The organism is Corallococcus exercitus (assembly GCF_003611585.1).
Lineage (GTDB): Bacteria > Myxococcota > Myxococcia > Myxococcales > Myxococcaceae > Corallococcus > Corallococcus exercitus.
On record NZ_RAVW01000063.1, the window covers coordinates 24,201 to 30,864 of the forward strand.

Annotated in this window: 8 protein-coding genes; all 8 read left to right on the forward strand. The window is 69.5% G+C overall.

Features of this window, described 5'->3' with window-relative positions; translation table 11 throughout:
* The first annotated feature begins 102 nt into the window (after nt 1–102).
* The 8 genes from D7W79_RS10975 to D7W79_RS11010 all read left to right on the forward strand — a co-directional run bounded on the left by D7W79_RS10975 (nt 103) and on the right by D7W79_RS11010 (nt 6,635).
* A complete protein-coding gene (locus tag D7W79_RS10975; RefSeq protein ID WP_120525308.1) occupies nt 103–918 on the forward strand; it encodes a siderophore-interacting protein in 816 nt (271 codons plus the stop codon).
* Between the two features lie 88 nt (nt 919–1,006).
* Nucleotides 1,007–2,137, forward strand: coding sequence for a dual-specificity RNA methyltransferase RlmN (rlmN, locus tag D7W79_RS10980; protein ID WP_120525309.1), 1,131 nt, complete (start codon nt 1,007–1,009; stop codon nt 2,135–2,137).
* A 102-nt stretch (nt 2,138–2,239) separates the two neighbouring features.
* Nucleotides 2,240–2,500, forward strand: coding sequence for a 30S ribosomal protein S16 (gene rpsP / locus D7W79_RS10985; protein ID WP_014397299.1), 261 nt, complete (start codon nt 2,240–2,242; stop codon nt 2,498–2,500).
* A 23-nt stretch (nt 2,501–2,523) separates the two neighbouring features.
* The gene (locus tag D7W79_RS10990) at nt 2,524–2,808 is read left to right on the forward strand and encodes a KH domain-containing protein (RefSeq protein WP_120525310.1); all 285 of its coding nucleotides are present in this window, start codon (nt 2,524–2,526) and stop codon (nt 2,806–2,808) included.
* A complete protein-coding gene (gene rimM / locus D7W79_RS10995; RefSeq protein WP_120525311.1) occupies nt 2,805–3,371 on the forward strand; it encodes a ribosome maturation factor RimM in 567 nt (188 codons plus the stop codon). Before D7W79_RS10990 ends, rimM begins: the two co-directional genes overlap by 4 nt.
* Nucleotides 3,368–4,105 (forward strand): tRNA (guanosine(37)-N1)-methyltransferase TrmD, encoded by a 738-nt coding sequence (trmD, locus tag D7W79_RS11000; RefSeq protein ID WP_120525312.1) that lies wholly within the window; start codon nt 3,368–3,370, stop codon nt 4,103–4,105. The genes rimM and trmD overlap by 4 nt, the downstream gene beginning before the upstream one ends.
* Before the next feature lie 119 nt (nt 4,106–4,224).
* Nucleotides 4,225–4,623, forward strand: coding sequence for a 50S ribosomal protein L19 (gene rplS, locus D7W79_RS11005; RefSeq protein ID WP_120525313.1), 399 nt, complete (start codon nt 4,225–4,227; stop codon nt 4,621–4,623).
* Nucleotides 4,624–4,724: 101 nt separating this feature from the next.
* Nucleotides 4,725–6,635: an ATP-binding protein gene (locus D7W79_RS11010; protein ID WP_120525314.1), complete on the forward strand. Its 1,911-nt coding sequence runs from the start codon at nt 4,725–4,727 to the stop codon at nt 6,633–6,635.
* The last annotated feature ends 29 nt before the right edge of the window (nt 6,636–6,664 follow it).

Below are 6,664 nucleotides of genomic sequence, written 5' to 3' on the forward strand. Positions count from 1 at the left end.
GCCGTCGTCTTTTCCGAAGCTCGCCGGCCTGCCGTATCCGGTTGCCCTCCCGGACGGTCCTTGCTACCGATAATGAAAATCACAATCGGCAAGGAAGCACGCATGAGCGGCGATTCGGAGCGCGTGGCCCGGCGGGGGCCGTTCCCGGTGAAGTTGCGGTTGCTGGAAGTCCTGCGCGTGACGCGGCTGTCGCCGCACATGGTGCGCGTGACGCTGGGCGGCCCGGAGCTGGAGGGCTTTTCGTCCCCCGGCGCGGATGATCACGTGAAGTGCTTCTTCGCGGAGCCCGGCGTGCGGAAGCCGAACATGCCGGTGGTGGGGCCCCTCGGCCTGGCCATGCCGGAGGGGCTCACGAAGCCCGCGTCTCGCGACTACACGCCGCGCCGCTTCGACCCGAAGGCGAACGAGCTGGACATCGACTTCGTGCTGCACGGCGAAGGCCCCGCGTCGATGTGGGCCGCGCAGGCGAAGCCCGGGGACTTCATGGGCATCGGCGGTCCGCGCAGCACGCACGACGTGGCGGACGACTTCGACTGGTACCTGCTCGCGGGGGACCAGAGCGCGCTGCCGGCCATCGCTCGCCGCCTGGAGGAGCTGCCCGCGGGCAAGCGCGCGTTCGCCTTCATCGAGGTCGCGGACGCGGCGGAGGAGCAGCCCATCGTCAGCAAGGCGGACCTGAAGCTCACCTGGCTGCACCGGGGCGGCGCGGAGGCGGGCACGACGAAGCACCTGGAGGACGCGCTGCGCGCCTGGACGCAGCCCTCCGGGGATGGGTTCGTGTTCGTGGCCGGTGAGTCCACGTCGCTCAAGCCCATCCGGGAACACCTGGTGAACGAGCGCGGTCTGAACAAGAGCTGGATGCGGGTGACGGGCTACTGGAAGCGCGGCGTCGCCGAGCACCACGACTCGAAGGGGTAGGCAGGGGAGGGGACGGGCTCTCCTTTGACTTGCCGTGCCTTCTTGTGGGAAGCACGCCCCATTTCCCTCCGTTAGCCCCGACTGAACGATGTCAGAGCCTACCGCCACAGCCCTCCCTGTCACCGAGCCCCTGCCGGTGCCGGCCCCCGCGAAGCTGACCGACGTGGCCAGCCTGTCGCGCGAGAAGCTCGCGCTCTTCCTGAGCGAGCAGCTGGGCGAGCGCCCGTTCCGCGCGGCGCAGCTCTACCGCTGGCTGCACCAGCGCGGCGCCACGTCGTTCGACGAGATGACGGACCTGTCCAAGGCCCTGCGCGAGAAGCTCAAGGCCCAGGCGGAGATCGTCCCGCTGGTGAAGGACCTGGAGCAGCGCAGCGTCGACGGCACCATCAAGTACCGCTTCAAGACGCGCGACGGGCGCTTCATCGAGTCCGTCTACATGCCGGCGGAGGACCGCAAGACGCTCTGCGTGTCCACGCAGGTGGGCTGCGCGATGGCCTGCTCGTTCTGCATGACGGGCACGCTGGGCCTCAAGCGCAACCTCACCCCTGGGGAGATTGTCGCCCAGGTGCACGCGGTGAACCGCGAGGTGCGCCAGAACGAAGGTCTGGAGACGCTGCGCCCGCTCACGAACCTGGTGTTCATGGGCATGGGCGAGCCGCTCCACAACTTCGAGAACCTCAAGACGGCGCTCTCCATCCTCCAGTCGGAGGAGGGGCCCAACTTCAGCCACCGGCACATCACCGTCTCCACCGTGGGCCTGGTGCCGATGATCGAGCGCTTCGGCCAGGAGACGGACGTCAAGCTGGCCATCTCGCTCAACGCCAGCACGGACGAGCAGCGCAGCAAGACGATGCCGGTGAACCGCAAGTGGAACATCGCGGCGCTGCTGGACGCGTGCCGCAAGTTCCCGCTGCGCCAGGGCCGGCGCATCACCTTCGAATACGTGCTGCTCAAGGGCTTCAACGACACCGACGAGGACGCGCACCGGCTGAGGGAGCTGTTGCGCGACATTCCCGCCAAGGTGAACCTGATTCCCTACAACGAGAACCCCGGCCTGGGGTTCCAGACGACGGGCGAGCAGCGGGCCGAGGAGTTCCGGGCCATCCTTGCCGAGGCGCACGTCGCGGCATACATCCGCAAGAACCGGGGCCGGGACATCGCCGGGGCCTGTGGCCAGCTCGCCAACCGGGACGAGACGGCCGCGGAAGCCCCGACGTGACATAAGCACCCGAGCTTCCTTGACAATCCAGTCGGCAGGGCGCTAAGAGCGCCCCCCTCCGCCTGTTACCGTAGAAGTCACACGTTTTCGCTGGAGCGTTCCATGGCCGTTGTCCTCCGTCTTGCCCGCGCGGGCGCCAAGAAGATGCCGTACTACCACGTGGTTGCCACCGACTCGCGCAGCCCGCGCGACGGCAAGTTCCTGGAGCAGGTCGGTTCCTACGACCCCAACCACAGCCCCGCGAAGGTGCAGTTCAACGAGGAGCGGCTGAACTACTGGCTGAAGAGCGGCGCGCTGCCCTCCGAGACGGTCGCGGACCTCATCAAGACGGCGAAGAAGCAGGCCCCGGCGACCACCGCCTGAGCACGCCCCCGTCTGGACAAGACGTGGAGCCGCTGCTCACGTATCTGGCGAAGGCCCTGGTTGATCAACCCGACCAGGTCGCCCTGCGCATCTCCGAGGCGGATGGCGGCCGGCTCTATGAGCTGAAGGTCGCCCCCGAGGACGTCGGCAAGGTCATCGGCCGTGATGGGCGCACCGTGAACGCCCTCCGGACGCTGCTCAACGCCGCCGCCCAAAAGCAGGGCCAGAAGGTCCGCCTGGAGATTCTCGACGACCGGCGCGCCCCGGGTTCTCCCCCGGCGCCGCCCGCTCCGGACGCCGCGCGGTGAGCGCGCTGGCGTGTCTGGAGCTGGGCTACGTGGCCCGTGCGCACGGGCTGCGCGGCGAGGTGGCGGTCCGTGCGTTCGACCCCGCCTCGGAGACGCTCGGCACCGTCGAGCGCGTCCGGCTGCGCCTGCGCTCCGGCGAGGAGCGCGAGTACGCCGTGGAGTCCTTCCGCCCGGCGAACAAGGAAGACCTCGTGTGCTTCGAGGGCATCGAGTCCCGCACGGCCGCCGAGGCACTGGTGGGCGCGAAGGTGCTCGTCTACCGCGACGACCTGGAGCCGCCCGAGGAAGGGCAGTTCTTCCAGGGCGACCTCGTGGGCCTCACCGCCGTGGACGAGCAGGGCGCCCCCCTGGGCACGGTGGAAGAGGTCTGGGCCACCGGTGAGGTGCCCAACCTGGTGATCCGCGCGAAGGGCCGGCCGGAGCTGGTGGTGCCCTTCGCGGATGAGTTCGTTCCCACGGTGGACGTGCCCGCGGGGCGCATCGTCATCCGGCCTCCGGAGTACCTGGAGGCGGACGGGCCGGAAGGCCCTGCTGGAGGCTCTGGCGACGGAGACGGCGGGTGAGCTACCCCGTGGAGCTCCTCACGCTGTTCCCCGGGATGGTGTCCGGCTACCTGGGCGCGAGCATCCTCGGGAAGGCCCAGGAGAAGGGGCTCATCTCCGTCACGCTCACCGACGTGCGTGACTTCGCCGAGGGCAAGCACCGCGTCACCGACGACGCCCCCTACGGTGGCGGCGCCGGCATGGTGATGAAGCCGGAGCCCCTGGTGGCCGCCATCGAGGCCGCGCGCGCCCGCCTGCCCGGTGCGAAGGCGCTGCTGATGAGCCCTCGGGGGCCCACGTTCACGCAGGCCACGGCACGCGAGCTGGCGCGGCACGAGGCCGGGCTGATCCTCGTCTGCGGCCGCTACGAAGGCGTGGACGAGCGGGTGATGCCCTTCCTGGACGGTGAGCTGTCCCTGGGCGACTTCGTCCTCACGGGCGGGGAGGTGGCAGCCATGGCGGTGGTGGACGCCGTGGCGCGGCTGGTGCCGGGCGTCCTGGGCAACGAAGCGTCCTCCGTGGCGGAGAGCTTCGAGGAAGGCCTGCTGGAGCACCCGCACTACACCCGTCCGCCCGTCTTCCGGGGCGCCGAGGTGCCGGCCGTCCTCCAGTCCGGCGATCACGCGCGCATCGCCCGCTGGCGCCGGTGGAAGGCCATCAAGCTCACGCAGGAGCGTCGGCCGGACCTGTTCGCGCGGCTGGTGTTCAGCAAAGCGGATCAGAAACTGCTCGCCAGGGAAGAAGAAGCGTTGTAACCCTGCGTGTTCTCGCGGAACCTTTTGTTGCAGGCTTGTTCGTCCCGGCGGTCTCTGCTAGGACGGCCCGCTCTTTTCCACGCGTCCTACGCGTCAAGTTCCGCTTTCTGGAGTCCGTCATGCGCCGCAGCCTCATCGAGCACGTCGAAAACAAGTTCCTGCGCAAGGACATCACCGCGTTCCGCACGGGTGATTCCGTTCGCGTCCACTGGAAGGTCAAGGAAGGCGAGAAGGAGCGCGTGCAGGCCTTCGAGGGCGTGGTCATCCGCAAGACCAAGGGCACGAACCGCGCGACCTTCACCGTGCGCAAGATGTCCTTCGGCGTCGGCGTGGAGCGCATCTTCCCCATCCACAGCCCGCGCTACGAGAAGATCGAAGTCCTCACCCGCGGCGACGTGAACCGCAAGCGCCTGTTCTACCTCCGCGAGCTGAAGGGCAAGGCCTCGCGCGTGGACGTGCAGGTCGACCCGGAGAAGGCCGCCGCCAAGGCCGCCAAGGCCGCCGCCGCTCAGGGATAGTAGGTCCGCAGAAACCCTCTCGCGGCCTTCGCGGCCGCGTGAGAGAAGGAGCGTCCTTCACTGGACGCTCCTTTTTTCGTTCGGGCTAGACTGCGCGCGCCATGCACTTCGTCGAGGTCGCCATCCAGAACGTCCGCGGGTTCTCTCCCGCCGGGCGCTTCCCGCTGAAGACCGGGTACCTCATCCTCAAGCCGCCCACGGCGGACGTGCTGCCGCTGGGGAGCCTCGCGCTGTCGCTGCTGTTCGCGGACGGCCGGGGCGGGGACTCCAGTCTGGTGGGCTCGGCGGGGCGCTCGGGCAAGGCCGCGCTGACGTTCGTGGGCCAGGACGGGATGACGTACCGGGTGCTGCGCGAGCTGGGCGGTTCCGGCTCGCTGCACCGGCTCAACCCCGCCACGAGCCAGCCGGAGCTGGTGTCCACGGACACGTCGGAGATCAACCAGTACCTGCGCGGTCAGGCGGGCCTGCCTCCACGCACCACCTTCGAACAGGTGTACTGCCTCCAGCTGGTGATGCTGCCGTCGCGCCGTCCCCGTAAGAGCGCACCCAAGGCCGCCGCGGCCGCGGGAGCGAAGGCCTCCGGGGCCACGCCGTCGCTGGCGGCCGCCACCCAGGTGCAGCCGGCGGAGGACGTGCCGGCCGCCGAGGCGAAGGTGAAGGTGCTGGAGAAGGAGCTCGTCACCGCGAGGGCGGTGGATCAGCTCCAGTTCAAGGTGGACGAGCTGTCGTCGCTCATCTTCGAGGCGGACTCGAAGCTCAAGGGCGGTGAGGGGCTCAAGGCCGCCATCGCGGAGGCGGAGGCCGCCTGGCGCGCGGCGCCCTCGCCGGAGTCGTTGGGCTTGCCGCTGGACATCCTCTCGCGCGTGAAGCGCTACCCGAAGGCTGTGGCGCGGCGGGACGAGGCGCTGGCGCGACTGGAGACGGACCGCGATCCGGAGCTGGAGGACGTGTCGCTGAAGGTGCCGCCGCTCACGAAGAATCGCGTCTTCTGGGGCGGCCTGGGCGCGGGCGTGCTCTTCATGGGCCTGAGCGTGGGCCTGGGCATCGTCGCGGCGCAGCCCCTGTGGCGCTACCTGGCGTTGATCAACATCCCCGCCTTCGGCACGGCCGGGTGGATGGCGCTGCGCTACGTGGACGACCTGCAGCACGCCACGCGCAAGGGCTCCAAGGACAACCGCAAGGACGCGCGGCAGAAGAAGATCCTCGACGAGTTCGAGCTCGAGGACGCGCCGGTGCGCATGGCCATCAAGGCCCTGAACCTGGAGAGCTACGAGGAGATCCCCGGCGCGCTGGAGCAGAAGGACCTGCTCGGCATGCGGCTGGGGGAGCTGCAGACGCAGCTGGAGGAGTACGAGGCCTCCGCCGAGTACCAGGGCGCCATTCGCGACGGGCAGGAGCTGCGCGCGCAGCAGGAAGAGCTCAACGCGGAGCTGTCCGCCAAGGGCACCTACGTGCGCGACCTGCGCGAGGTGGAGCGCGAGCTGTCCCGGCTGAAGGAGTCCATCGCGCTGGCGAAGGCGCCCCCGGTGCAGGTGGCCGCGGCCCCCGGCCAGGCCCCGGTACCGGTGGATCCGCTGGAGGATCCGTCCCCGCTGGTGCTGTCGCAGGCCGCGGACGTGCTCACGTCCGACATGCTGTCGGTCCAGGCCCTCATGAAGGACCGCTGCGTGCAGTACCTCACCGCGCTCACGGACCGGCGCTACCAGGGCGTGGAGTGGGACCGCGAGGGCAACGCCTTCCTGCTCACGCAGAACAGCCGCATCCCGGTGGGGGAGCTGTCCCCGAAGGACATCGACCTCTACTACCTGGCGCTGCGCCTGACGGTGGTGGAGAAGACCTGCGCCCGGGTGAAGCGCCCCTTCCTCCTGGACGACGTGCTGACGGGCGTGGACGAGGCGAAGCTGCCCCTCGTCGCCCGCATGCTCAAGCACCTGGGCACGCTCACGCAGGTCCTGCACGTCACCGCCCACCCCGGCTTCGGCCAGATGTCGGACGGCACCGTTAACGTCTAGCCGCCGCGAAGAAGTGCGTGGGGCGGCGG